26 protein-coding genes are annotated in these 22922 nt (G+C 44.6%); 10 read left to right on the forward strand and 16 right to left on the reverse strand.

Features of this window, described 5'->3' with window-relative positions; genetic code table 11:
* Positions 1-145: 145 nt before the first annotated feature.
* Together EBO34_RS20715 and EBO34_RS11690 are read right to left on the reverse strand one after the other, a co-directional pair.
* The gene (locus tag EBO34_RS20715; RefSeq protein WP_183163846.1) at positions 146-283 is read right to left on the reverse strand and encodes a YuiA family protein; all 138 of its coding nucleotides are present in this window, start codon (positions 281-283) and stop codon (positions 146-148) included.
* A 206-nt stretch (positions 284-489) separates the two neighbouring features.
* Positions 490-1698, reverse strand: coding sequence for an NAD(P)/FAD-dependent oxidoreductase (locus EBO34_RS11690; RefSeq protein WP_122898739.1), 1209 nt, complete (start codon positions 1696-1698; stop codon positions 490-492).
* Positions 1699-2160: 462 nt separating this feature from the next.
* On the opposite strand from EBO34_RS11690, the gene EBO34_RS11700 reads away from it, so the two are divergent.
* Positions 2161-3162: an NAD(P)/FAD-dependent oxidoreductase gene (locus EBO34_RS11700; protein ID WP_122898742.1), complete on the forward strand. Its 1002-nt coding sequence runs from the start codon at positions 2161-2163 to the stop codon at positions 3160-3162.
* 313 nt (positions 3163-3475) lie between these two features.
* Here EBO34_RS11700 and EBO34_RS11705 read toward each other — a convergent pair whose 3' ends face one another.
* Both EBO34_RS11705 and EBO34_RS11710 read right to left on the reverse strand, forming a co-directional pair.
* Positions 3476-3829 carry a HesB/IscA family protein gene (locus EBO34_RS11705; RefSeq protein ID WP_122898745.1) on the reverse strand — a complete coding sequence of 118 codons (354 nt, stop codon included), beginning with the start codon at positions 3827-3829 and terminating at the stop codon, positions 3476-3478.
* A gap of 77 nt (positions 3830-3906) precedes the next feature.
* A complete protein-coding gene (locus EBO34_RS11710) occupies positions 3907-4104 on the reverse strand; it encodes an aspartyl-phosphate phosphatase Spo0E family protein (protein ID WP_249414078.1) in 198 nt (65 codons plus the stop codon).
* 274 nt (positions 4105-4378) lie between these two features.
* Here EBO34_RS11710 and mqnE point away from each other — a divergent pair, with 274 nt between their 5' ends.
* A complete protein-coding gene (gene mqnE / locus EBO34_RS11720) occupies positions 4379-5473 on the forward strand; it encodes an aminofutalosine synthase MqnE (protein WP_122898748.1) in 1095 nt (364 codons plus the stop codon).
* A gap of 187 nt (positions 5474-5660) precedes the next feature.
* Here mqnE and dapF read toward each other — a convergent pair whose 3' ends face one another.
* The 3 genes from dapF to EBO34_RS11735 all read right to left on the reverse strand — a co-directional run bounded on the left by dapF (position 5661) and on the right by EBO34_RS11735 (position 7210).
* Complete coding sequence (gene dapF, locus EBO34_RS11725; protein ID WP_249414079.1) at positions 5661-6527, reverse strand: diaminopimelate epimerase; 867 nt, start codon at positions 6525-6527, stop codon at positions 5661-5663.
* A 25-nt stretch (positions 6528-6552) separates the two neighbouring features.
* Entirely contained in the window at positions 6553-6789 is a 237-nt protein-coding gene (locus EBO34_RS11730) for a hypothetical protein (protein WP_122898752.1), read from the reverse strand.
* 184 nt (positions 6790-6973) lie between these two features.
* Entirely contained in the window at positions 6974-7210 is a 237-nt protein-coding gene (locus EBO34_RS11735; protein ID WP_122898754.1) for a YuzB family protein, read from the reverse strand.
* Between the two features lie 231 nt (positions 7211-7441).
* Between EBO34_RS11735 and EBO34_RS11740 the strand changes: the two genes are divergently transcribed.
* Entirely contained in the window at positions 7442-8512 is a 1071-nt protein-coding gene (locus tag EBO34_RS11740; RefSeq protein WP_122898756.1) for an NAD(P)/FAD-dependent oxidoreductase, read from the forward strand.
* A gap of 212 nt (positions 8513-8724) precedes the next feature.
* Here the strand turns inward: EBO34_RS11740 and EBO34_RS11745 are convergent, their stop codons facing one another.
* Positions 8725-9063: a YuzD family protein gene (locus EBO34_RS11745; protein WP_122898758.1), complete on the reverse strand. Its 339-nt coding sequence runs from the start codon at positions 9061-9063 to the stop codon at positions 8725-8727.
* Between the two features lie 148 nt (positions 9064-9211).
* Between EBO34_RS11745 and EBO34_RS11750 the strand changes: the two genes are divergently transcribed.
* Positions 9212-9496 (forward strand): NifU family protein, encoded by a 285-nt coding sequence (locus tag EBO34_RS11750; protein ID WP_236784928.1) that lies wholly within the window; start codon positions 9212-9214, stop codon positions 9494-9496.
* Positions 9497-9537: 41 nt separating this feature from the next.
* On the opposite strand, the gene EBO34_RS11755 is transcribed toward EBO34_RS11750, so the two are convergent.
* Together EBO34_RS11755 and yutH are read right to left on the reverse strand one after the other, a co-directional pair.
* Positions 9538-10518 (reverse strand): 2-hydroxyacid dehydrogenase, encoded by a 981-nt coding sequence (locus EBO34_RS11755; protein WP_122898762.1) that lies wholly within the window; start codon positions 10516-10518, stop codon positions 9538-9540.
* 129 nt (positions 10519-10647) lie between these two features.
* Entirely contained in the window at positions 10648-11682 is a 1035-nt protein-coding gene (gene yutH, locus EBO34_RS11760) for a spore coat putative kinase YutH (RefSeq protein ID WP_122898764.1), read from the reverse strand.
* A gap of 182 nt (positions 11683-11864) precedes the next feature.
* Here yutH and EBO34_RS11765 point away from each other — a divergent pair, with 182 nt between their 5' ends.
* A complete protein-coding gene (locus tag EBO34_RS11765; RefSeq protein ID WP_122898766.1) occupies positions 11865-12362 on the forward strand; it encodes a phosphatidylglycerophosphatase A family protein in 498 nt (165 codons plus the stop codon).
* Between the two features lie 259 nt (positions 12363-12621).
* Here EBO34_RS11765 and EBO34_RS11770 read toward each other — a convergent pair whose 3' ends face one another.
* Together EBO34_RS11770 and EBO34_RS11775 are read right to left on the reverse strand one after the other, a co-directional pair.
* Positions 12622-13389 (reverse strand): TIGR01457 family HAD-type hydrolase, encoded by a 768-nt coding sequence (locus EBO34_RS11770; protein WP_122898768.1) that lies wholly within the window; start codon positions 13387-13389, stop codon positions 12622-12624.
* A gap of 27 nt (positions 13390-13416) precedes the next feature.
* A complete protein-coding gene (locus EBO34_RS11775) occupies positions 13417-13869 on the reverse strand; it encodes a DUF86 domain-containing protein (RefSeq protein WP_346725802.1) in 453 nt (150 codons plus the stop codon).
* Positions 13870-14047: 178 nt separating this feature from the next.
* On the opposite strand from EBO34_RS11775, the gene glpX reads away from it, so the two are divergent.
* From glpX to EBO34_RS11790, 3 genes are read left to right on the forward strand one after another with little or no spacing between them, the layout of a single operon-like run.
* A complete protein-coding gene (gene glpX, locus EBO34_RS11780; protein WP_122898772.1) occupies positions 14048-15019 on the forward strand; it encodes a class II fructose-bisphosphatase in 972 nt (323 codons plus the stop codon).
* Between the two features lie 23 nt (positions 15020-15042).
* Positions 15043-15309 (forward strand): DUF3055 domain-containing protein, encoded by a 267-nt coding sequence (locus tag EBO34_RS11785; protein WP_122898774.1) that lies wholly within the window; start codon positions 15043-15045, stop codon positions 15307-15309.
* 53 nt (positions 15310-15362) lie between these two features.
* Positions 15363-15632 (forward strand): hypothetical protein, encoded by a 270-nt coding sequence (locus EBO34_RS11790; RefSeq protein ID WP_122898776.1) that lies wholly within the window; start codon positions 15363-15365, stop codon positions 15630-15632.
* A gap of 124 nt (positions 15633-15756) precedes the next feature.
* Here the strand turns inward: EBO34_RS11790 and EBO34_RS11795 are convergent, their stop codons facing one another.
* On the reverse strand, positions 15757-16053 hold the full coding sequence (locus EBO34_RS11795; RefSeq protein ID WP_122898778.1) for a YutD family protein: 297 nt from the start codon (positions 16051-16053) through the stop codon (positions 15757-15759).
* Positions 16054-16587: 534 nt separating this feature from the next.
* Here EBO34_RS11795 and EBO34_RS11805 point away from each other — a divergent pair.
* Positions 16588-17217 carry a YhcN/YlaJ family sporulation lipoprotein gene (locus EBO34_RS11805; RefSeq protein ID WP_122898782.1) on the forward strand — a complete coding sequence of 210 codons (630 nt, stop codon included), beginning with the start codon at positions 16588-16590 and terminating at the stop codon, positions 17215-17217.
* A gap of 100 nt (positions 17218-17317) precedes the next feature.
* On the opposite strand, the gene lipA is transcribed toward EBO34_RS11805, so the two are convergent.
* Positions 17318-18196: a lipoyl synthase gene (gene lipA, locus EBO34_RS11810; RefSeq protein WP_026688470.1), complete on the reverse strand. Its 879-nt coding sequence runs from the start codon at positions 18194-18196 to the stop codon at positions 17318-17320.
* A 257-nt stretch (positions 18197-18453) separates the two neighbouring features.
* Here lipA and EBO34_RS11815 point away from each other — a divergent pair, with 257 nt between their 5' ends.
* On the forward strand, positions 18454-19458 hold the full coding sequence (locus EBO34_RS11815; RefSeq protein WP_122898784.1) for a M23 family metallopeptidase: 1005 nt from the start codon (positions 18454-18456) through the stop codon (positions 19456-19458).
* A gap of 138 nt (positions 19459-19596) precedes the next feature.
* Here EBO34_RS11815 and EBO34_RS11820 read toward each other — a convergent pair whose 3' ends face one another.
* The gene (locus tag EBO34_RS11820; protein WP_122898786.1) at positions 19597-20937 is read right to left on the reverse strand and encodes a sodium-dependent transporter; all 1341 of its coding nucleotides are present in this window, start codon (positions 20935-20937) and stop codon (positions 19597-19599) included.
* Between the two features lie 356 nt (positions 20938-21293).
* Positions 21294-22856 carry a Na+/H+ antiporter NhaC family protein gene (locus tag EBO34_RS11825; protein ID WP_122898788.1) on the reverse strand — a complete coding sequence of 521 codons (1563 nt, stop codon included), beginning with the start codon at positions 22854-22856 and terminating at the stop codon, positions 21294-21296.
* Between the last annotated feature and the right edge of the window lie 66 nt (positions 22857-22922).

Here is a 22922-nt window from a genome sequence, read left to right on the forward strand (position 1 = left end):
CGTCACCCTGAAATCGAAGGGCATGGAGGCATCATCCACATACACGCTTAACAAAGTAAATAAAATAAAAGCCCTGTCCGTTAACGAACGGACAGAGCACAATAACAAGTATAATTGCCTTTTTCTAAGCAGTGAGGAGGAAAACTTATCGCTTCTGGTATTGTCTTCCGGTACCGTGACAACGGTCGCATGTTTCTGAACCACCAAGCAGCAATTGGAAATACCCTTTTCCTGTACAATATCCACACTCACCAGGCTTTAGACGATGCTTTGGAAATGCCATGGTTACTCTCCCCCTTTGTTGTTTATCTCAAATATATCTGAACTTTCTGATAATATAACAAGTTTCTTTACTAAAGCAAAGTGCCAAATTCAATCGTTTTAGCCCATGTAAGCGCAAACATAAGGGTTTCTCTCCTTTTTTCTCTCTCAATCAAAGCAAAAAAATGTTCAGGGAAGCCCCTGAACATTTTAGTAATGCAATTTTTACTAAAGAATATTAAGTTTTCCTTTTTTAAGAACAAGAGGCATCCCGCCAAGAAGGAACAGGTAGCGGTTGTCGATCATTTTTTTCACAGCTGATGCTGAAGATCCGTATACTTTACGGGATCCCACGAGACCGATTGCTTCTTTTCCTCCAAGGGACGCAACTGTACCTTTAATTTCCGGTTTGAACTCATCCATTTCACCTTTACCTGTAATAAGGTGCTTCAGGTTGTTGGCACAAGTGTAAGCCTGCTGAATCGCAATTTGTGCAGTCGGCGGGTATGGACGGTTAATCTCTTCATTAATGATAAGAGCACAGTCCCCGATGATAAAGACATCATCATGATGAGGAGCACGAAGGTCTTTTTCCACCTTAACTCGACCGCGCATCGCTTCAAATCCGCTGTCTTCAACGATTGCGTTTCCGCGCACCCCTGTTGTCCATACTACTGTGTGGGATTTAATCTCTTCACCATCAGCAAGGAGGACGCCGTTTTCTGTTACTTCTTTGATTGGTGTGTTGATTTTAAATTCAACACCGCGGCTTTCAAGAAGGTTCATAGCGTACTCTACAAGCTCTTCATCAAATCCCGGCAATGCTGTTGGCGCTGCTTCAACAGAAATAATCTTCACTTTTTCACGATCAATATCATACTCTTCACATAGTTCAGGAACACGCTCAGACAGTTCCCCAACGAACTCGATACCCGTGAAACCGGCACCTGCTACTACAAAAGTAAGGTACTCGTCGTGCTTTACATCATCGTTGTTATAGCTCGCGAATTTATATTCAATGTGCTCCCGAATTAATCTTACGGAGTTTACACTTCGGATCGCAAAGGCGTGTTCATGTACACCAGGAATTCCGAAGGTTTCAGGCTCAGAACCAAGTCCGACAACGAGGTAGTCGTACTCTAGCTCTCCATTTTCAAGGATTACTTTTTTCTCTTCACGCTTGACTTCTTTTACTGCGTCTTTAATGAAGTTTACTTTGTTTGTATCGATAACACTGTCAATTTTCATACGTGTTTTATCATGGTGCAGTGTACCTGCTGCAGGCTCGTGCAGCCATGTAGTCTGATAGTGGTAATTATGCTTGTTTACCAGTGTAATTTCCGCTTCCTGATGCATCCCGGCTTTAGTTAGACGTGAAGCTGTCATAATTCCAGCGTATCCCGCACCTAAAATGACAATTCTTGGTTTTCTCTTCACAGTTCTCACTCCATTTCTAAATTACTCTCCATTTTCCCGGTTTCACATTGAATAAAGCATTTATATTTCATCCACGCAAATGGATATATGAAAAGGAGAGTTATAAGTTTGTGATGTAATTCACGTAATAGGGTACAAAAAAACAAGAAAAATAAGTTCAATGAAACGTGGTTGTTTTTGTTGCTGTAAACTCCATCTACAATCATATTCATTTCCTGTTTACATTTCAACCGTTTTGTGAACTTTTTCCGAACATTTTCATCTAATAATAATATTTCCATAGAATCTCATATATATGTTTCCGTTTACTTTCTTTTTTTAACCAGTAAACCCTGTTTACATTGAGTTATTATAATATTCTGATTTGAACGTATGTTCCTTGCGTATTTCCTTTTCTTCTATCCCTGTTACGTTTATACTGAATAGAGTAGATGTGTAAATTTTTTTCTGGAGGTGTCAGTTTTGTCAAAAGAAAGAGAGATTTACGATATTACCATTATTGGTGGAGGGCCCGTTGGGATTTTCACTGCTTTTTACGGTGGCATGCGCCAGGCCAAAGTGAAAATTATTGAAGCAATGCCTCAATTAGGCGGGCAGTTATCCGCCTTGTATCCGGAAAAGTTCATATATGATATAGCCGGCTTTCCTAAAGTACGTGCTCAGGAGCTTGTAGACAGCCTTGTTGAACAGGCCGGACAGTTCGAGCAGACGGTCGCTTTGGAACAAGCTGTAGAGAAGGTCGAAAAAGGGGAAGACGACATTTTTATCCTGACTACAGATAAGGAAGTGCACTATTCCAAAACAATCGTCATTACAGCCGGGGTAGGTGCATTTAAGCCCCGAAAGCTTGAAATTGATGGTGCCGAACAGTATGAAGGAAAGAACCTTCATTATTTCGTTAATGATTTAAATAAGTTTGCCGGTGACCGCGTCTTATTAGCAGGGGGCGGTGATTCTGCTGTAGACTGGACACTCATGCTTGAAGATATTGCCGAAAAAGTGACGATCGTTCACCGCCGAAACAAATTCCGTGCCCATGAACACAGTGTGAATCAGCTGATGGACTCGGATAAAATCAATGTCCGTACCCCGTATACCGTTGAAAAACTTCATGGTGACGGTGAAAAGATAACGGCTGTCGACATCAAGATGAAAGACAGTGATGAAGTTGAAACCGTAGAAGTGGACGCAGTCATTGTCAACTACGGCTTTGTCTCCGCCCTCGGTCCGATTAAAGAGTGGGGTCTGGAAATTGAAAAAAACTCCATTGTTGTTAACTCTAAAATGGAAACAAACATTAAGGGTATTTATGCTGCGGGTGACGTGGCTACCTATGATGGTAAAGTGAAGCTGATTGCCTGCGGATTTGGCGAAGCACCAATTGCCGTCAACAATGCAAAAGCTTCGATTGACCCAAAAGCGAGGGTTTTCCCAGGACACAGTTCCAGCATGTTCCCGCAATAAGGGTTTTATTGTCTATCCTCGAAGGCAGACAGATCAGGTTTGTTCATAAATTCACATAAGGTAGCAGAGTCTTTACTTATAGGATATGCCGGTTCCTGTCAACGGGGAACCGGCATTTGTCTTGACTTCTTTTAAGTTTCGCTCCGCCCACGGAAGCGGATTGGGAATGAATTCACAACAAACACAAACCCTTCATATCTTAACCCGGCAAATCTTCATAGAAAGTCAATAAAGTCCTCTGCCGCTTGTTCTCAACCCACCTCCTCATTGAGTCCAAATGAAAACCAACCCCTGCTGGAGTTGGTTTGTATGTTTAGCAATCTTCAGGTGTTCCTTTATTGGTAGCTGTTCTGAATGAGGCACCACAGCCGCATGAGGCAATGGCATTGGGATTGTCTAATGTAAATCCTCCGCCCATCATGTTCTGCTTGTAATCAATTTTAACACCATCCATAACCGGGATGCTCTCTTTGTCCATGACCACTTTTATGCCGTGTAACTCGAACGTTTCGTCGTCGGCATTCACTTCTGTATCAAAGCCCATTCCATAGGACAAACCGCTGCATCCGCCGCCTTTAACCCCGACGCGAAGGAAGCTGTTATGATTCTCTTCTGCTTTCATCATCTCTTTGATCTGGGTTGCTGCTGCTTCGGTAATATTCAGCATTTTTGCCCCTCCTTTCATATCTTTCCATTATATCGTCTAAAGCCGGTACCGTAAAGCTGATTGGTTTCTTAAAAATTTCAGGTCCTGCCCAGCTCTTCTCTGAACTGCATGAGCAGATTATGATAACGGTCAATCTCTTTACTATATTCCAAAACAGTAGGATGGTCACGGCCATGGGCTTCAGCTGCTCTCACCATTTCTATTCGCAGCTTCTCAATCTCCCGCATAAGTTCAGTTAACTTTCGTTCACGTCCCTGATCCGTTTCTTCAATCACAACCATCCCCTCCTTTTATATACATGCTTGCATACTTACCCCCTATTTTACACCACTCACCTGAAAACGGAACAGTAAGTCGCTCAATCTTTAGAAAGTTATTCACTTCCAGGTCACACAAGTGTATTTGGTCATTACTGTTTTACATGATTGTAAAATTGATGATAAGATAGACGGAGAGTTTTGACAAAACACTGTTTTCAGGTGCTGCAGCATATACCGTTAACCGGTCGCAAAACGATCGATGGTCATATAACAGAATGGGGGAAATTCCATGTCAATTTTGTTAATGGATCAAGAGTTAAAAAAGATTCAGGACAAAGTAGTAAATGGTGAGAGACTTACAATTGAAGACGGCCTTAAACTTTACGAAACAGAAGACTTTCTTGGAGTAGCGCAGTTAGCCAATATGGTAAACGAGCGTAAAAACGGCAAGAACGTCTACTTTATCGAAAACATGTACATCAATCCTACAAACGTCTGTGAAGCCAGCTGTGCGTTTTGCGGATTTAAGCGTAAGCCCGGTGAAGAAGGGGCCTACACCATGCACGAAGAAGAACTGCTTAAATATGTGGAAGACCGCTGGAATGACAACATCCGTGAATTTCATATCGTAGGCGGACACAATCATCAGGTGCCGTTTGATTACTACCTTGACACGATCCGCACATTGAAAAAGCACTACCCACAATGTACGGTCAAGGCTTATACAGGAGCAGAAATTGAGTTCTTCTCTCGTATCTCCGGTCTCAGTATGAAAGAAGTGCTTCAGGAACTTGTTAAAGCCGGTCTTGACACTCTTCCCGGCGGTGGCGCTGAAATCCTGACAGAGCGTTACCGTGCGAAAATGAGCCCTGAAAAAGCATCAACTGATGAGTGGCTGGAAGCTCACGAGCTTGCTCATGAGCTTGGTCTTAAAACACATGCCACGATGCTTTACGGTTCTATTGAAACAAAAGAAGAGCGTTTGATTCACATGGACCGTCTTCGTCAGCTTCAGGATAAAACGAACGGCTTTATGGTGTTTATTCCATTAGCGATGCAGCCAAGAAGTGTGAACGCAAATCTTACACGCCGTACATCTGCTTATGATGACCTGCGTACGATTGCCATCAGCCGTCTCATGCTTGATAACTTTGATCATATTAAAGCTTACTGGATCAACATCGGTCCTCAGCTGACTCAAATGGCTCTTTCATTCGGATCATCGGACATTCACGGTACACTTATCGAAGAACGTATTTCTCACGCTGCGGGCGCTTTAACATCACAAGGCCTGACGCGAAAAGAACTGATCCATCTCATTAAAGGGGCAGACAAGAAACCAGTCGAGCGTGATACATTCTATAACGTCATTAAAGAATATTAAGATACACAAAACCCTGATGCGTTTATGCATCAGGGTTTTTCTTTGAAATATTACGTTTTCTGTTTTTGTGTAAATCAATTGTTGCTAATCGCAGAAATTGAAGATGAAGCCTGCATGCCCTTCGCTTTCTGCGGCGGTGCCCCCACGCCCACAGCAGTCTCTGATAGAGTACCCTGCTTTAACACGCTTAAGACCGGACTTGTCTCGGAATGTAAACTCCGTCACAAATTACTTCTGCGGGGCCTGTCATCCAAACTTCCCCTTCAAGGTCCCAGCGGATGGTTAAGTCCCCTCCAGCAAGGTGAACCGTAATTTCCTCGTCACGCTTTGAATACCCGTTTAATACAGAAGCTACAGCTGCCGCACAGGCGCCTGTACCGCAAGCCTGGGTAATTCCCGAGCCGCGCTCCCAAACACGGAAGTGCATCTCATTGGAAGATACGATTTCAACGAATTCAACGTTCACCCAGTCTGGAAAACGTATATCTTTTTCGATTACCGGTCCGAGTGTTGTCAATGGGGCCTGGTTAATATCATCAACAAAAAACACCGCGTGGGGATTACCCATGGAGATTGCTGTAAGGGAAAGTTCTTCCCCTCCTGCCTCAAAAGGTTCCGCTACTACTATTTCTGCATTTTCCCCGATCATTGGGATGGCCTTCCGTTCCATAACAGGCTGCCCCATATTGACAGTCACTGCTTTAACTTTCTCATCGGCCAATTGAACTTCGGCCGTAACATTTCCACTTTTCGTTTCAATTGTCATTTCCGTACTGTTCACAAGTCCTCTCTCAAAGGAAAATCTGGCTACACACCGAAGACCGTTTCCGCAGTTTTTTGCTTCTGATCCGTCATTATTAAAAACCCTCATCCTGACATCAGAGGTTTCAGACGGCCCAATCAGGATCATTCCGTCAGAACCGATTCCCTGAAACTGATCAGCCACTTCGACTGCCAGGGAAGGCAGCTGCTCCTCTTGGAGTGTTACCTCAAACTCGTTGATATAAATGTAATTATTTCCAAGTCCATGCATTTTTGTGAAAGGCACTTTCATGTTCATCACTCCATACTTCTTTATATTACCTTAATGGTTCAGACGTCCAGAAATAGTCGTCGTCTGCTTCAAGGATGATCATCGTTTTTAAACAGCATGGCATGTTGAGCCTTTGCTTTACATGCTCTTTCGCTCTTTCCAGATCGCGGTTTTTCATATTTGTAAGAACATTCTCTTCTCCGCAGAACGGGCATTCAGAAAGGTAAATGTCGCCCATTTGCTTATCATAAGGCCATGTATGACTAAAAGGAATCACTTTCATATGCAGTCTCACTCCCTTGCGTTGATTTTAGCATGTATAGATGAGGAAAACAGCTTCTCTAATACCATTGAAGCTTTATTAAAAAACGTTGACTGAAGCGCCATGATACCTGTGTTTAACAGAGGCAAATAAAAAAAGTGCCTCACCAAGGCATCGATCCGCCTTATGAGACACCCTCTCTTCATTAAAACATTGGATTTTCTTCCAGATGTTTATAAATATTATCGTAAAGCTCGTCGTTCGTGTCACCAGTCACTACGTCTCCATTTACAAGGGCAAAACGCTTTCTGGCACACTGACCGCAAAAGCTAAGACATCCATATTCAATCACATCGAGGTTCGGATCTTTTTCAAGACGTTCGCGAACTTCCTGCGTTCCGCTTGCCAAGTTACTAACGCAAAACTCGATTATTGGTTTCATTCCTGCATCACCTCTTCGATGGTCAACCATAATCCTATCGTCTCACATATACCGTGTCAACATTCACGCTTATGATCGTGTAAAAAATTCGTAAAAATATTGTTATTTCGACAAAAAGTTGATAAACTTTAAACGTAGTAAAACGTTTACATATATTTCAACGTGTTTATAATCAAGGGGTCTGCCCCTTGTATATAGGGAGATACGCACATCCAAGAGGAGGCTGATCGTGTGAGAGATTTACTTATTTTAGGCGGCGGGTATGGCGGTTTACGGGTCATTCAACGGCTGCTTGCACAGAAAGACTTAAAGGATGTAAACATTACGTTAGTGGAAAAAGAGGCTTATCATAGTCTGAAGACGGAGTTTTACGCACTGGCTGCCGGTACTGTTGCCGATAAGCACCTTCGTGTAGCCTTTCCAAACGATGTCCGCCTTGAACTTAAATATGAAACCGTTACAGGTATTCACCTTGACGACAATAAGGTTGAACTGGCAAGCCGCGAGGAACTTTCATACGATGACCTTGTGATTGGTCTTGGCTGTGAAGATAAGTATCACGGTGTTCCAGGAGCAGATAAGTATACCCTCAGTATTCAGACAATGAGACGCTCCAGAAAAACCAACCAGGTTATTCAAGCCATCCATAATGGAGGAACAGTCGCCATTGTCGGTGGGGGCCTGAGCGGGGTTGAGCTTGCCAGTGAACTTCGTGAAAGCCGCCCTGACCTTAAAATCAAGCTCTTTGACCGCGGGGAAAACATTCTCTCCATGTTCCCGGCGAAACTCTATAATTATGTAACGGACTGGCTCATCAAAAACGACGTTGAAATCATTAATAAAGCCAACATTACAAAAGTAGAAGAGAATGTTTTGTATAACCATGATGAAGCTATCTCGACTGATGCCATTATCTGGACTGCAGGAATTCAGGCCAACAAGCTTGTGAGAGAGCTTGATGTGGATAAAGATAACCAGGGCCGTGTAAACGTAACCGAGCACCACTTAATCCCGGGATATGAAAACGCTTTTGTTGTCGGTGACTCTGCACGGTTAAAACAGGCACCATCAGCTCAGCTTGCGGAAGCTCAAGCCGAGCAAATTGCCATGCTTCTTCAAAAGAAGTGGAACGGCGAAGAGTGGCCGAAGGAATTGCCGCGTATTAAGCTGAAAGGCGTTCTCGGCTCACTTGGAAAAAAACACGGTTTCGGTTTAATGGGAGAAAAATCATTAACAGGCCGTGTACCGCGAGTACTCAAATCCGGTGTACTTTGGATGTATAAATATCACTCAGGATCGTAAAAACAATATAACGATTGTCAGGAAGAGACATTTCCTCACTAAAAAAAGCCTCCAACAGCGGAGGCTTTTTATTTGTCTCTGTTAAAGGTAGATGCCAATTTACACTCATGGCACTTTCCAAGGACCGCTCGATACTGAGCGTATTGCAATTATGGGATCTCCCCGGAACACAAAAACCATGGAAAAAAACCTCCCGGCACATGCTTCTTCCATCACCCTGAGGCTTGAGACGTATTTTCAGCAGCAGACTGATGCTGCTTAATTTTTTCATAAATACTTGAAAGCTTCGGATTTCCTTCAGCCACCACTTCACCGTTCAACACAACAAGAGGATAAAAGAATTCATCATCCAGAATTCGCTCTGCAAATGAAGCCTGCTCTTCCCCGACCGGCGAATCGATATCACAGTAGACGAACCTGAATTTCTGTTCTGGAAACTTACGGGTAATTGCTGCTTCGAGCCACTCTTTTGTTTCAAAAGCGGTCGGTAAATGAATACAGCTGGCACACTTAACTTCTGCGCCGTATATAGTGATTTTAATCGGTGTCATAAAAGAACCTCCCTGAAAAGTCGAGGATAAAAACGTTTACACCCTTATTTTATCATAGATATATGTTATACTCATGGGGAATCCCATTTACAGAAAAATGGGTGAATGAAAAAGAAAGATTTAAGCACGTTCATGGATTTTTTAGCGTATGGATATTATAATGAAAGATAAAGAAAGGAGTGTTTATTCAATGGCAACTGAAACAACTATGGAACAACAAGTACAGGAAGTATTAGATAAACTGCGTCCGTTCCTGCTGCGTGATGGCGGAGACGTTGAGCTTGTAGACATCGACGAAGACGGTGTTGTAAAAGTACGTTTGATGGGAGCTTGCGGTTCATGCCCAAGTTCAACAATCACTCTTAAAGCAGGTATCGAGCGTGCATTGCTTGAAGAAGTACCTGGTGTAACAGAACTTGAACAAGTATTTTAATTTGAATCCCTCTGCATAAGCAGAGGGATTTTTTTTTGCAGTTATACAGTTTTCTTGTTTACAAGTGCTTTTGGCCGGTATCCTTTCAAAATGTGAGCGATGTTCCGGCTCGCAAGCTCACCCATGGCATGTCTTGTTTCCACAGAAGCACTGCCGATATGCGGAAGTGCAACTACATTTGGAAAAGAAAGCAATGGATGGTCCGGCTTAACCGGCTCTTCTGCAAATACATCGAGCCCTGCACCTGCGATCAGTCTCTCCTGTAATGCATGAACAAGTCCTCTTTCGTCCACAAGTCCGCCTCTTGAAGCATTAATAAAGAACGCAGTGTTCTTCATTTGTTTAAACACGCTGTATGTAAACATCTGTTTGGTTTCTTTAGTCAGGGGAGCAAGACAAACAACAAAATCCGCTTCTTTTACAAGCTCTTCAAAGCCTGCATACCGTGCCCCCGTTATGTTTTCAGCTTCACGGTTTCTCGATCGGTTGTGATAAAGAATGTTCATATCAAAGCCGGCCGCACGTTTTGCCACTGCCGAGCCGATCCGCCCCATCCCTACAATGCCGATTGTTTTATGGTGAACGTCTGTTCCTGCCAAAAGCATGGGAGCCCACTCTTTCCAGTTTCCTTCGGCCAGGTATGCAGCTGCTTCGGGCAGACGTCTTGCCGCACTTAATAACAGTGCAAATGTTAAGTCTGCTGTAGTATCTGTAAGGATGTCCGGCGTGTTGCAAACGAGTATGCCCAGCTCATCAGCTGCCTCAATATCGATGTTGTCGAAACCTACGGCCATGTTCGAAACCACCCGGAGCTTTGAAGCAGATTCCAGAAGATCCCGGTCAATGGAGTCACTCACCATTGTCAGCAGACCATCCGCTTTTTCAGCTTCTTCTTCAAGACGTGCCCGGGGGACGGGTTCATCGTCTTTTTCCCACATCACTACGTTTGCCATTTCCAGCAGCGGCTCAATTGTCTTTTCCGGCAGGGTACGGGTAATAAAGATATAAGGTTTACTCCTCACTGCAATCGCCTCCTCTCTACATTATAATTGACCCGGCTTTAAACGAAAACACTTTTAGAAAGAGTTAAGCCGCCCCAATAAAAAAGATGACCTGCAAGGTTTCAATATTCCCTTCCAAGCCATCTCTTTTTACCCCAGCCATCCTGGCAGACGCATACGGGTTCGTTCATCAATCATATAGTGAAGAACGTTGTTTACATTTTTCTCGTAACTGCCGGAATCGTAAATTGCAGTACGAAATTCACTGGCAAGCTCTCCTTTTTTCCGTTCGTCTACACTTTGGTAATATTCTTCTACAGTATCAAAGTAATGAAGGGGAAAAAGAAGCCTGGCAGCTACAAGTTTACGATCCACCACCGTCAATGGCCTCTCCTGATCATAGGTTGTAAGCATCTCCGGAAACTGCAGCGGCCTGTTTCTTTCGTTACCGGAAGATTGTTTGAAATCATCACGGAGCCACTCCGATAAGTCTCTTGAAAAGTGATCATACACAAGCTGGCCCGGTACTTTTACAGCAGACGGGAACCGTTCATCTACAGTCAGCCAGGTTGAATCCTGGAAACGCCTGTGGCAAATCGTATTTCCCTGCTCCATAGATGCCGCCCCATCATCAATCGCAATGTCATTTAACAGCTGAATGGCATTCTCACTTAATCCCATATAGTACGGATACGTGAGAAGAAAATCCTCATCAAACGGGGTTTTGATTTGTTCATTTCTTATGTGCACATACCACGATTCCATCTGATCGAGTCTTTTTTCCCAGCGGCCCTTCCAGCTCTGGGCTCCAGACGGCGCTTTTCTTTTCCCTTGATGAGCATAGAACTGACCTCGCTGATGAAAAGTAGCCAGCCTTTTTCCTACAGGATCATAACTTCTCATCATCTTGGCTTCTGAAGGCAGGCGGTAAAGAGCCATCACAGTCCCATCAAGGTCCAACGTTGCTTTACCCGTATCAGTAGGCACAAGTTCGGGAATGCCGTCCTCACCCTGGGACAACAGCCAGTTAGCCATCTCTGCCTGCTGCTGAACCTGGCTCTGTTCCGAATGAACCGGGGTAAGCATATACCTTTCCCCGTTTGCTTCGATAATCGTAACCTGGTAGGCCTGTAGTATGTTTTCCGGATATAGTCGATAGTGATCAAACAGTGAACGTTCAAGCATCCTGCTTCCTCCCAATTTCACAGCTACTCTAAACCCAGCTTATGAAAAAACAGGTTGTCACGTGATAAAAGCCTGGCTGAGTGTCTAAGATTTACTCATATCGACAACACTGTATTGAAGAACACCAAATAAGCATCAAATTCATATAAATACCCAAAGGATAACAGAAGGTGATGAGTGCAATGAGTAAAGAAAAAGAAATGGACATTGTCGAAAAAACAGCACGCGGCTGGCTTTCCGACCGAGGAGTTAAAATTGACGACATAGCTGACCTCGTCTATTTTCTTCAGGTGAGATATTATCCCGACCTGACTATGGATATTTGTAAACACAACATTAACCGGGTCCTCGCAAAAAGGGAAGTACAAAACGCTATATTAACAGGCATCCAGCTTGATAAATTGGCAGAGAAGGGCCTGCTTGAGGAGCCGATCCAAGGTATCATTGACCGGGACGAGGGCTTATACGGGGTTGATGAAATCGTCGCCCTTTCCATCGTAAATGTATACGGCTCCATCGGCTTTACTAATTACGGTTACATCGATAAAGAAAAACCTGGCATTTTAAAATTCCTCAACGACAAATCAAACGGCTGTCATACGTTCCTCGATGATATTGTTGGAGCGATCGCAGCAGCTGCTTCCAGCAGACTGGCTCACGGAGCCGAATCGGTGGAATAAGAAGGTTGATCCAAAAGGTGGTTTTTTACCTTTTGAGTCAACCTCGAAGCAATGTGTGGAGCCGATGCCCTCTTTAAAGAGCCCGGCAGGAATGGGTTTCCTCCTGCCGGGCGAGCAGCGTGTGGATCCATTGCCAATCCGCCATAACCACTCTTTAAAGCCTATTTTGAAACCCCTGCATTGACAAGTGTTTTTTTCGTTTTGGTCGGAGCCAATCTGCTTTAGGACTCATGATACACAATTTTTATGTTTTAAGTGCCTATTCGAACCGCCACTCATCCAGGCCGCCTATGGAATGAGTCGGCTGTTCATCGTAGTCAGTGAGCTGTTCTTTCGATGTGACCCCTGTATGAACAATAATGGTGTCCAAACCTGCACGAATTCCTGCAAGAATATCTGTATGATAATTATCTCCGACCATCACTGTTTCTTCTTTTGCTGTCCCAAGAACCTCAAGAGCCTGATTCACTATAATCGATTCCGGTTTGCCGATAAAGGTTGGTTTCACTCCGGTAGATACAGTCACAACAGATGTAAGAGAGCCATTCCCCGGGAGAAGTCCCCGTTCTGTCGGAATAGCCACGTCACCATTTGTAGAAATAAATGTCGCTCCGTTTCGGACAGCAAGACAGGCTGTGCTTAATTTCTCATATGAAATGGCACGGTCAATTCCCACTACCACCACATCGGCGGTTTCATCACCAGGCTTCATCCCTTTTTCTTTCAGTGCCTGCTTAATTCCCTCTTCCCCTATGGTAAAAACGGTTGCACCGGGCTTTTTTTCCGAAACATAGTTGGCTGTTGCCATACTTGTCGTGAACACGTGATCCGGTGTTGAAGGAATCCCCATGCTCACGAGCTTGTCTGATACTTGTTCGGGAGTTCTTGCAGAATTGTTCGTGACAAATAAATAAGGAATCTTTTTTTCCACCAGCTGGTTAACAAACGTTACTGCTTCCGAAATTTCCTCCTTGCCTCTGTACATTGTTCCGTCAAGATCAATTAAGTATCCTTTGTATGCTTTCATCTATGTTCTGCCTCCAGTATGTCTAAGTCAGTCTGTTTTGTTAGGTAAAAATGCCGATACCGGCCCCAGTTCATTTTCTAAATACATACGTACCCGCCCTGGAAAACGAAGAAGAACCGGCATTTGCTTTTTGTAATCCTCTTTTAATTTGCCGTGGTCAATATCCGTGTACTCCTGAAGCAGGGTTTTCCGCCATGGAAGCAGCGCTTTAATTCCTTCCTCTTCTTCTTTCGTAATCACCCGTTCATCGAGTAGAATATCCACAATGTCCTCAAAGCTTCCGGGATCTCTCATAATGAAGCCGTCGATCATCTGGTTGCCCACGTCCATCATCGTTTCAATAATCATATGACCGGCGCGTTCAAGAATGAAAGGCATATCCGATTCATTATCATACTGACCTGCCAGCTCAGTGAGCAGCGTCTCTAAGTAGTTCAATCGTTTTTCAATTAGTTCACGGTCAACAAAATACATAATCATCACCTGTCTTCTTTAATCTCGAATTAGTATAACACATTGGCCTTTTTCCAGATAAATCTTTCATCAAATATCGTAAAATCGATTTATTTAGTGTGAAATGTTTGTTATTATGATGAAGGATTAATCATGGAAAACTATTCTTTTATTATATCGTTATTTTACAACTGGAGGAATCAACGTGGATCGAGAATTAGCATTAGAAATTGTACGTGTAACCGAAGCAGCAGCTCTGGCCTCTTCCCAATGGATGGGTCGCGGCCGAAAAATAGAAGCGGACGACGCAGCAACCACTGCTATGCGCTCAATGTTCGACTCCGTTAACATGCAGGGAACGGTTGTCATCGGTGAAGGTGAACTGGACGAAGCACCAATGCTTTATATCGGTGAAGAACTGGGTTCAGGTAATGGTCCGGAAGTTGACATCGCCGTGGATCCGCTGGAAGGAACAAGCATCGTAGCGAAAGGACACCCGAATGCCATGGCCGTCATCGCCATCGCAGACCGTGGTACCCTTCTTCACGCTCCTGACATGTATATGGAGAAACTCGTTGTAGGTCCGGAAGCAGCCGGCCTCGTACGCCTTGATGATCCAATTGAAAAAACGATTGATATTATTGCAAAAATGAACAACAAACGTGTCCGAGACGTAACGGTGATCATTCAGGAACGGGAACGGCACGCTGAACTCATCGAACGCATCCGTGCAAAAGGTGCCCGGGTTAACCTCTTTGGGGATGGAGACGTAGGCGCATCTATCGCAGTTGCCATGCCTCGAACGGGTATTGACTTGTTTGTTGGAACAGGCGGTGCTCCTGAAGGTGTCATTTCCGCCGCAGCAATCAAGTCCCTAGGGGGCGACATGCAGGCCCGTCTTGTACCGATGAACGATGAAGAAGAAGCACGCTGTAAAAAAATGGGCGTCGAAGATACGTCCCGCATATTGCAGCTCAACGACCTTGTAAAAGGTGACGACGCTATTTTTGCAGCAACGGGGGTGTCCACCGGTGAACTGCTTGAAGGTGTCCGTTTCCTCGGCGGCGACCTCGTTGAAACAGACTCGATTGTTATGCGTGCAAAAACAGGCACAGTACGATATATTAAAGCTCATCACCGTCTTAACCAGAAGCCTCATTTGCAAGAGCAGGAGTAAGACGATAAGGAAGGGTGAGTCCCATGTCTGAGCGTTTTTATCTGTACAATGACCAAGAAGAAACAAAGACCCGCTTTGTCAGCTTTATGGGCGAAGAGCAACGGTTTGACCTGGCTATTACAACAACGAACCGCTACTACGGAAAAAAACTCGTTATGAATATGCTCTCCAATCGCTTCGCTATTATCGGCAGTGATGACCTGGACGAGCCAGGCTACATCGAACACGCTTATAACCTGAGCGAAGAAGAAGCAAAAGAGCTCCGTGAATTCCTCTTTGAAGTTGTTTAACGTTCATAGTGAGCACCTCCTTTACACATACTATGTGCAGGAGGTGTTTTTTCTTGCCCGATAAAGATGAACGCAAGTATACAGACTTTATTGTTGTGGAAAAAAACAAAAACTTTGTTCTTCCGGAAATTACCCCGGAAGGCCCCTACGGCTCTCCCATTGAGCGCCCATTGGGAAAAAGCAGTCCATGGCATGAAGGACAGCGCTCTTACAGCGCCTTTAACTATGAATACAAAAACCTTCACGAAGGTCTGGACCGAAAAGATCCCGGCTCCCATCCGACCCACGATGACAAACGCTACAATGGCGGCGGACGGCAGTAGTTTTCACAAAGAAAAAAAGTGTTCCTGCAGGGCACTGCAGGAACACCCTTTATTTATCTGGCTTGTGAGATTGGAGAGCCCGGTGTTGTACTATATGGGTTCACAGTGCAATTTATTTTTTGGATTAAGACGACTTTTTCTTCTCTTTTTCCTTTACTTTCTTTATCACAAAGTAAGGGCAGCCAAAGTTGCAGTATTCATATAAGTATTCCGGCAAAGAACTGATTTTGGATTCAAAAGGAGATTTTCGGTTCTGATCTTCAAAAAAGCCTTTCAGCCTTAATTGATTATATCCCCAGTCGCCGACGATGTAGTCATACTTATTCAGCACATCGCTGTACCGCGCTTTGAAATCTTCTTCAACCCAGCCGTCTTTTATGTTCTCGATCAGCTCGTATTCATTTCCCTGTATACGAATCATGGCAAACACCTCTCTCTACTCTCTTTATCTTGCCTTATCTCACTAAAAAATTCAATGTTTTCCTAAAGTTTTATGAGGTGTAAGCCGCGGGAGTCTCGTTCAGCGGGTTGCATGGTGTTTTGGAAATTCATCTGCCTAGTTATTCATCGCCTTCAGCTGTTTGTTCATCGAGTTTGGCCGGTTGTTCATCGAGTTTCCACATACGCTGGCAGATCCCCGGTATTCTTGCAGGTCTTCATCAGTTTGCGTATTTAATCCAAATCCCACATATCTCAGTTCATCTCGTGTGGATTGTCCTCCCCTCACGGACATATCAACTATTTTTTCAGTTTTATCTACCATATTTACCTTCTGTCCTCTGTTAAATGGCGGATTTGTCCACCTCCAATGGACTGTCCTTTCTTCGCATACATATCTGCCAAATTTTACGATTAATCTACCACCTTTTACGGTTCTCCACCTCTTAAAACCGGTACAAATTACCGCTCCTAAGGTATCCCGAAATGGAGAACCTATAGTCAGGAGGTGGAAAAAATGAAACGATTACTCACAGCATCCCTTGTGTGTACTTTGGCACTTACAGCCTGCGGGCAAATGAATGATACTGCGCGACAGGACGGCGGCAATGCCCAGTGGAATTCACTCAGCACAGGTAACACGACTGATGGCTATAACGTCATTAACCGTCAGAGTGCCGACCATGATGAATACAATAAATACGGGTTTGTCCGTGAATCAAAAGAGACAGCCAAGCAGAAGAAGTATCCGGGTTATGCCGTTTATGACAGGGAGCTTCTTGCAAACAGTATCAGTGAGATGGCAGCCGTTATTCCTTCCGTTGATGAATGCGGCACGCTCGTGACAGACGATAAAATCTTTATGGTTTACAGCCGTAACAGCGGCCACGAAGACATGGACCGCAATGAAGTGGCGGACCAGGTAAGAAAAACAGCATTATCCGTTGTTCCTTCTTACTACGAGGTGTACGTGTCTGATGATATGGACATGATGGATGAAATTGAGCGCTTCGGCAGTCTGTATCCTGACTCTGAGGAATATAACAACACTCTGGAGCAGACAGCAGATCAGTTTAAAGATTATCCCCAGGGTGAGCCGATCAGCAGTGACGAAATGCATGATGACAATGACGATTATATGAATTAATGGCACGAGGCCCCTTCGTTGAACAGGGGTCTTTTCTTTTTTTTACAGGCTTGGTTTAAATGAAAAAATGACCCCCTGTAGTGGAGGTCATCTTTAATCATTAGCTTTGTGCTGCGTTTACCTGCTCATCAGCGTGGTAGGAAGAACGTACCAGCGGGCCTGATTCACAGTGCTTGAAGCCTTTGGAGAGTGCAATTTCTTTAAGCTCGTTGAACTCTTCCGGAGTCCAGTACTTTTTGATTTTAAGGTGTTTCTTGGTTGGCTGCAGATACTGGCCGATTGTCATGATGTCAACATTGGCAGCACGCAGGTCATCCATCGTTTCGATAATTTCTTCTTTTGTTTCCCCAAGTCCGATCATAATGCTTGATTTTGTTGGGATTTTTGGCTGCATTTCCTTGGCGCGTGCCAGAAATTCAAGAGAGCGGTCGTATGTAGCACGGGCACGGACACGTGGAGTCAGGCTGCGAACCGTCTCAATGTTGTGGTTGAGGATATCTGGTTTTGCATCCATGAGAGTCTCAAGGTTCTCATAGCGTCCCATCATATCTGAAGGGAGCACTTCCACCGTTGTAAACGGACTTTTGCGTCGAATAGCACGAACGGTTTCTGCAAACACTTCGGCACCGCCGTCTTTCAGATCGTCCCGGGCAACCGCTGTAATGACAGCGTGTTTAAGACCCATCAGGTGAACCGACTCCGCTACACGTTCCGGTTCCTGCAGATCAAGCTCTGTGGGCAGACCTGTCTTAACTGCACAGAAACGGCATGCACGGGTACATACATCTCCCAGAATCATAAATGTTGCTGTTTTTCGTTCAGCCCAGCACTCGTGAATATTCGGACAACGCGCTTCTTCACAGACAGTATGTAATTTCTTTTCACGCATCATCTTTTTCAGTCCTGTATAGGACTCGTTTGTATTAAGTTTTATTTTCAGCCAGTCGGGCTTACGAATGTATTCTTCTTTTTTCGCCATAAGGTTCACTCTCCTGATCAAATTTCCTTGTTTCCAAAAAAAGAGAGCCAGCTCTTTTTCTGACAGTAAACACGTCTGTTTCAGTATGCCAATGAACGATAGAATCATTAGTAACTTTAACATGAAAACTCAGAAATCTCAAAGGGGTCCGCTTATTGGAAGGATTTGTCGGGAGGGTTTTCCTTCATTTTTTCCAACACTATAGACAGGTGATTTATATGAGTATTTTTTACTCATGCTGAAAGGAGATGCCTTATATGAAACGTGTCGCTTGCTGGCTGTGTGTTTTTCTATTTCTAGCCCTTTTCATCCCTGTAGAAAGCTATGCGTCGGTTCTTCAAGAACGTTCATCTGAAGAAATCTTTGCAGAGCGGATGGCACTTTATAAAAAAACTGAAACACTTACCGGTGTTCCCTGGTACTACATAGCAGGTGTGGACAGCTATGAACGCGGGCTCAGAAGGGCACGTCGGGACTTGGCTGATGAAGAGGGATATGTAGGTATCTTAATTCCGGCTGAAAGGTGGGCCGGTATGGAAAACCCCGATCCTGACGATTCAAACCCTGTTTCAATTTCGCTTTTCAATGGAATTGGCCTTGATGGTAACGGAGACGGCCTCGCCGAACAGACGAACGATGAGGATGTCCTCTTCACTTTTGCCCAGAGGCTTGCTGCTTTCGGCACTGATGAGGAGAACATGCGAATTGGATTATGGGATTATTATCAGCGCGATAAAGCCATAGAGCTCATCAACGGACATGCGGAAGTGTACCGTACCTTCAATACGCTTGATCTCCGTAAGAGAGTGTTTCCTCTGCCGCTCAATTATAACTACAGTTACAGAGGAACGTGGGGACATTCCCGCGGCTGGGGCGGACGCAGAATTCATGAGGGAACCGATCTTTTTGCTGGATACGGCACCCCCGTCAGGTCTACCACATACGGAATTGTGGAACTTAAAGGATGGAATAAGTTTGGTGGCTGGCGAATCGGGATACGTGACACAAATAACGTCTACCACTACTACGCCCACCTGACCGGATTTGAAAAAGGAGTGGAACGTGGGACAATCGTTGAACCGGGGACAGTTGTGGGCTACGTAGGAAGCTCAGGTTACGGAAAACCCGGGACCCAAGGGAAGTTCCCGCCCCACCTCCACTACGGAATGTACAAAGACAACGGCTACTTCGAATGGTCATTCGACCCCTATCCCTCACTCCGGGCATGGGAAAAAATCGAACGCCAGTCCCGCCGCAAATAAAAGTTCAAGAAAAGTTCGGGGGTCTGTCCCCGCACAATTTGCGGGGAAGGGTTGACAGGAGCCTTTTGTATGGTCCTGAAAATCAAATAAAAAGGCCTCTCCGGAATTCCATTTCCGGAGAAGCCTTTTTGTCTTTTTTTATCCAAGAATGTTGAGAAGAAGAATCACGGCAATTCCCAATGGTGCTACAATTCGCAGGAACCAGATCCAGGCCGTTCCTAATGCTGAATTTGTAAGACCTGTTTCCTTAAGGGCATCGACTTTATTCCAGCCCCACCCCACAAACAGTGCAATCACAAGACCGCCCAGAGGCAGAAAGTACTTATCTGTCAGTGTATCAACTGCATCAAGGAACGGCAGTCCGAAAATCGTAAATTCTGATAGCGGACCTCCCTGACTCAAAGCAGAAGGAATACCAAACAGGGTCACAACCGCCCCGACCACTACTGCAGAGAAGCGTCTCGTCCAGTTAAACTTGCGCATCGCATATGCAACACTTACTTCAAGCAATGAGATTGCAGAAGATAATGCCGCAATGGCTACAAGGAAGAAGAACAGAATGCCGAACAGCGTTCCAGCACCGCCCATTTGGTTAAATACTTCTGGAAGGGTGATGAAGATCAGCCCAGGGCCGGCTCCCGGCTCAAGACCAAACGTAAACACTGCTGGGAAGATCACAAGACCTGCCACAATGGCAAACAATGTATCAAACGTGACAACTGTTCCTGCTGCACTTGGCAGGTTTGTATCTTTAGGCAGATAACTTGCATACGTAATCATAGCTCCCATACCCAGGGACAGGGTAAAGAAAGCTTGTCCGATGGCAGCTGCATACACACCCGGCTGGGCAAATGCACTCCAGTCCGGTGTGAACAGGAATGTCAGACCTTCTCCTGCACCGTCAAGCGTCAGGCTGTAGCCTGCAAGGAAAATCAGAATTACAGCCAGTAAAGGCATGAAAATTTTGTTTGAAAGTTCGATACCTTTTTTTACACCACTGAAAACAATAGCCACAACAAATATCATGAAGAGTACTTGCCAGAAAACAGGCCCTGCAGCTCCACCGATAAAGGCACCGAAGAAGTCCCCATATTCACCTGTACCTACATTCCCCGTAGCACCGGTTACATAGCTGTAGAGGAAGTATACGACCCATCCGGCGATAACACCGTAAAATGACAAAATCAAGAATGCAGACGCAACGCCCAGAAATCCACCGATTGCCCATGGTTTTTGAGGGGAAATTGCGTTAAAAGATCCTACTACGTCCTGCTGCCCTTTCCGGCCAATCGAAAATTCAGCAAGCAATACCGGCAGACCAACGAGGAAAATACATAAGATATAAATAAGTAAAAAAGCAGCTCCTCCACTGTCTCCCGCTACGTACGAAAAACGCCACACATTTCCGAGTCCTACAGCCGAACCTACGGCAGCGAGGATAAATCCAAGCTTGGAAAACCTTTCACGGCCATTACTCATAATAAAACCCCTCTCTCTTTCTACGGAATTTTCCACCCCGGAAATTATCAATATTTTCTGACTGCTATTACCTAAAAAAAGAAGCAAACATAATCAGGTCATTCGCTTTTTTTGACAAATTTCGACGTGGTTACATTGTCTTATTATAAGTAGCCCAGTAGTATTTGTAAAGGTATTTTCAGAAAATTAATGTAATCTGAATATACCAATTTTATCCGGTATCTGGCAAGAAAAATCTCTTAAGATAGCTCTAAAGAAGCATCTTCATAAAATAGATTCATTATTAAGCGAAAATAAAAAAGAGGGTGATCATAAGGTGATTTTTTTCACCTTATGAATCACCCTCAGATTTAATTTTAAGCATCAACCGGCTTTATAACTGTTTTCAGAATAAAGATTGACAGTGCAAATATCACAAGCGACGCGGCAATGGCTGCAAGGAAGCTTCCTGTAAAGCCGATTACAAGGAAACCTGCAGACGCAATCACTGCAACGAGAACCGCATACGGCAGTTGCGTAAGCACGTGATCGATGTGATGGCTTCCCGCACCTGTAGAAGACAAAATTGTCGTATCTGAAATTGGAGAACAGTGATCTCCGAAGATTGCTCCTGCAAGGACGGCGGCCAATACCGGCAGAAGCAGCGTAACATCCGTCTGAGCTGCAATTTCTCCTGCTATCGGCAGCATGATTCCGAATGTTCCCCAGCTTGTCCCAGTTGTAAATGCCATAAATCCTGCAATGAGGAACAATACAACCGGCAGATAAGCAAGGTTCATGTTGTCATTTACCACTTCAGCTAGGTATGCACCTGTGCCGAGTTCGCCGATAATTTCGATGATTGTCCAGGCAAAGATCAAAATGTAAATGGCCGGAAGCATCGACTTAACTCCAGCCCATAAGCCTACGCCGAAATCTTTAACCGGCACTTTGCGCATAAAGGCAATGGCGATGGTTACTGACATACTGATGAGACCGCCATAAAGAAGTGAAGCCGCTACATCTGTATTTTCAAACGTAGCAAGAAGGCCCGCTTCCCCTTCAGTACCTTGAACGCCTGTTACGATCATGAATAGAACTGTGGCTGCAATTAACGTGACGATCGGCCATACCAAGTCGCCTACACGACCTGAAACAACCGGCTGAGCATCTTCACTGTCCCCGGGAACAGCTCCTTTTTCTTTATCCACAAGCTCGCCTGTCGTAAGCGCACGAAGCTCATGTGTACGCATCGGACCGAAATCCAGACGGAACCAAGCAACCGCAAAGACCATAAGAATGGCAAATACAGCGTAAAAGTTCATCGGTGCCATCATAATAAACGCCTGAAGAGCACCAAATTCAGTGACTCCATGCTCCATTAGTACATCGTTACCGATAATCGTAATAATGTAGGCTCCCCAGCTTGAAAGCGGAATGAGCACACACATGGATGCTGCTGTTGAATCGACGACATAGGCAAGCTTCGCCCGTGAAATCCGGTGACGGTCAGTCAGCGGACGGCTCACGTTACCTACAGTCAGGCTGTTGAAGTAGTCATCAATAAAAATAATAATCCCAAGGAAGGCAGTGACAATCTGTGCGCCGATTCGTGTTTTCACACGGCTCAGTGCCCACTCACCAAAGGCTCTGCTTCCTCCTGTCATTGTAATAAGTGAAGCAATTATTCCTAAAATAACAAGGAACAGCAGAATATAAAACTCCCAGGTGTTTACTCCTTCACCCGGTACATAAAAGATACCTGTCACTATAGAGATAACCTGAGACAGCGCTTCGTTGACGAAGAGCTCTTCATTCTGATTGACCATGAGCGCACCGACAATAATTCCGATCCCCAGTGAAAGAAGAACACGGCGGGTAAGGATAACCATAATAAGTGCCAGTATCGGAGGCAGTAATGATAATGCTCCGTGATCCATAATAATTCCCCCTAATTAAAATAATGTATGATATTCGACCCGTTCCTGAAATAACCTTCAAGAGCG

Origin of the sequence: Alteribacter keqinensis, from assembly GCF_003710255.1 — a bacterium.
Classification (GTDB): Bacteria; Bacillota; Bacilli; order Bacillales; family Salisediminibacteriaceae; genus Alteribacter; species Alteribacter keqinensis.

Excerpts from the sequence above, each read along its gene's own strand:
- EBO34_RS20715 (WP_183163846.1), bottom strand. The coding sequence starts at position 283 with ATGGCATTTCCAAAGCATCGTCTAAAGCCTGGTGAGTGTGGATATTGT.
- EBO34_RS11705 (WP_122898745.1), bottom strand. The coding sequence starts at position 3,829 with ATGCTGAATATTACCGAAGCAGCAGCAACCCAGATCAAAGAGATGATG.
- mqnE (WP_122898748.1), top strand. The coding sequence starts at position 4,379 with ATGTCAATTTTGTTAATGGATCAAGAGTTAAAAAAGATTCAGGACAAA.
- dapF (WP_249414079.1), bottom strand. The coding sequence starts at position 6,527 with ATGAAAGTGCCTTTCACAAAAATGCATGGACTTGGAAATAATTACATT.
- EBO34_RS11730 (WP_122898752.1), bottom strand. The coding sequence starts at position 6,789 with ATGAAAGTGATTCCTTTTAGTCATACATGGCCTTATGATAAGCAAATG.
- EBO34_RS11735 (WP_122898754.1), bottom strand. The coding sequence starts at position 7,210 with ATGAAACCAATAATCGAGTTTTGCGTTAGTAACTTGGCAAGCGGAACG.
- EBO34_RS11745 (WP_122898758.1), bottom strand. The coding sequence starts at position 9,063 with ATGACACCGATTAAAATCACTATATACGGCGCAGAAGTTAAGTGTGCC.
- EBO34_RS11750 (WP_236784928.1), top strand. The coding sequence starts at position 9,212 with ATGGATATTATAATGAAAGATAAAGAAAGGAGTGTTTATTCAATGGCA.
- yutH (WP_122898764.1), bottom strand. The coding sequence starts at position 11,682 with ATGCTTGAACGTTCACTGTTTGATCACTATCGACTATATCCGGAAAAC.
- EBO34_RS11765 (WP_122898766.1), top strand. The coding sequence starts at position 11,865 with ATGAGTAAAGAAAAAGAAATGGACATTGTCGAAAAAACAGCACGCGGC.
- EBO34_RS11770 (WP_122898768.1), bottom strand. The coding sequence starts at position 13,389 with ATGAAAGCATACAAAGGATACTTAATTGATCTTGACGGAACAATGTAC.
- EBO34_RS11775 (WP_346725802.1), bottom strand. The coding sequence starts at position 13,869 with ATGATTATGTATTTTGTTGACCGTGAACTAATTGAAAAACGATTGAAC.
- EBO34_RS11785 (WP_122898774.1), top strand. The coding sequence starts at position 15,043 with ATGTCTGAGCGTTTTTATCTGTACAATGACCAAGAAGAAACAAAGACC.
- EBO34_RS11795 (WP_122898778.1), bottom strand. The coding sequence starts at position 16,053 with ATGATTCGTATACAGGGAAATGAATACGAGCTGATCGAGAACATAAAA.
- EBO34_RS11805 (WP_122898782.1), top strand. The coding sequence starts at position 16,588 with ATGAAACGATTACTCACAGCATCCCTTGTGTGTACTTTGGCACTTACA.
- lipA (WP_026688470.1), bottom strand. The coding sequence starts at position 18,196 with ATGGCGAAAAAAGAAGAATACATTCGTAAGCCCGACTGGCTGAAAATA.
- EBO34_RS11815 (WP_122898784.1), top strand. The coding sequence starts at position 18,454 with ATGAAACGTGTCGCTTGCTGGCTGTGTGTTTTTCTATTTCTAGCCCTT.
- EBO34_RS11820 (WP_122898786.1), bottom strand. The coding sequence starts at position 20,937 with ATGAGTAATGGCCGTGAAAGGTTTTCCAAGCTTGGATTTATCCTCGCT.
- EBO34_RS11825 (WP_122898788.1), bottom strand. The coding sequence starts at position 22,856 with ATGGATCACGGAGCATTATCATTACTGCCTCCGATACTGGCACTTATT.